This is a genomic window from Nitratireductor sp. CH_MIT9313-5 (assembly GCF_037029545.1).
GTDB lineage: Bacteria > Pseudomonadota > Alphaproteobacteria > Rhizobiales > Rhizobiaceae > Chelativorans.
Genome location: NZ_JAYMER010000023.1, coordinates 883 through 2,671, shown reverse-complemented (window position 1 = coordinate 2,671; position 1,789 = coordinate 883). Strand labels below are relative to the sequence as shown.

2 protein-coding genes are annotated in these 1,789 nt (G+C 58.2%); one reads left to right on the top strand and one right to left on the bottom strand.

The features are described 5' to 3' along the window. On the bottom strand, positions 1-636 hold a 636-nt coding region (locus WA367_RS16665; protein WP_336057907.1), incomplete at its 3' end, for an ABC transporter substrate-binding protein. A 136-nt stretch (positions 637-772) separates the two neighbouring features. Here WA367_RS16665 and WA367_RS16660 point away from each other — a divergent pair. Then, on the top strand, positions 773-1,789 hold a 1,017-nt coding region (locus WA367_RS16660; protein ID WP_336057906.1), incomplete at its 3' end, for a Zn-dependent hydrolase.

The window sequence follows — 1,789 nt, the reverse complement described above, 5'->3', positions numbered from 1 at the left end:
ATCTTCGTTACGGGTAATGACCACACGTGAGTTGGCCTGCCATTCCTCGAACTTGAAGGCGCCTGTTCCAACGGGACTGCGGCCGAAGTCCTTGCCGCTCTTCTTCACCGCTTCCGGCGAGACGATAAGTCCGGTTGGATAGGCCAGGTTCGAAAGGAACGGCGCGAAGGGTTCCTTCAGCTTGAAGGCGACCGTCAGATCATCGACTGCCGTCACTTCATCCACCGCCGAGAAATAGAATGCCAGGGGGAAGGGGCCTGTCTCGTGATAGGGGTGATCCTCGTCGAGCATGCGGTCGAAGTTGAACTTCACCGCCTCTGCATTGAGCGGCGTGCCGTCATGAAACTCGACGCCCTCGCGTAGCTTGAACGTGTAGGTCAGGCCATCGTCGGTGATCTCCCAGCTCTCGGCGAGTGCGGGCTCCACCTCAAGCGTGCCGTCCTTGTAGCGGGTCAGACCGTCATAGACATTCATGAGAATCCGGAAATCGTTGACCGCCGTTACTGCGTGCGGATCCAATGATTTCGGCTCGGCGATCTGGCCAACAATCAAAACATTGGGGGGTGTTTGCGAAAATGCCGGTGACGCAACAAGCAGTGACACGGCAGCGAATGCGGTAGCAATTAGTTTTCTCATCGGGGCCCTCACTTCGTTGCCTGTAATTAATCCCTATTATTTTTGACTGTGCAACAAATTATTATAATAAATTATCTGGCATTCGCGCATCATAGGGGCGATAAGCGCTACCCGATTGAAAAACAGGCAGAAGATCATGGCTCCATCCGCCGCGATAAATCTCCAGCGACTGCGCAAGCTGCTCCAAGAGGTCAATCTTCACGGCTTCAATCCGCAAACAGGGGGGCACAACCGTCCCGGTTACAGCGATGCCGACATGGCTGCACGACGATGGTTCGCCGAACAGATGCGTGGCGATGGCCTGGCCGTGCGATCCGATGCTGTGGCAAATCTCTTTGGGCGCTATGGACGGGACAGGGGGCCCTGCATCATGGCCGGTTCACATCTCGACACCGTGCCGGAGGGCGGTGCGTTCGACGGCGCGCTTGGTGCATGTGTTGCGCTGGAATGCGTGCGCACAATGCGAGATATCGGCTTTGTGCCGACTGCGGCGATAGAAGTGGTGGCGACCGCCGAGGAAGAAGGCCGGTTCGGCGGCATGCTGGGGTCGCAGGCAATTGCCGGCGCAGTGACGGAGCGCTGGCTGGAGAGCGCGCGTGATGCCGATGGTATTAGGTTGCAGGACGCGATGAGGGAGCAGGGGCTGGACGCTTTCGGAGCCATAGAGGCAGCACGCGCCCCCGGTAGCGTGAAAGCCTTTCTTGAACTGCACGTGGAACAAGGACCTGTTCTCGAACAGGCGCAAATTCCTGTCGGTATCGTGGAGCACATCGCCGGCGTCATCAATCTGGCGGTTACCTTGACCGGGCGGGCCAACCATTCGGGTACCACACCCATGGAGTTGCGTGCCGATGCTTTCGCAGGGCTGGCAAGGGTGGGGCAGGAGATTGGCGAGGTGATCGCAGCCCATGGCTCGAAGAGCAGCCGCATCACCATTGGAAAGGTGGATCTGCATCCCAATTTCATCCATACCGTCCCCGGTCGCGCCGAGTTCATCATCAATATTCGTGACACCGATGCGCAGACCATGCGTGCACTGGCGAAGGGTATGACACGCGCTGTAGAAGATGCGGCGAAAGAGAGCGGCCTTACCTGGGAGGTGGTGCAACAAAGCCTGATGGAGCCCATCCGGTTGGACGCGGATATAGCCAGG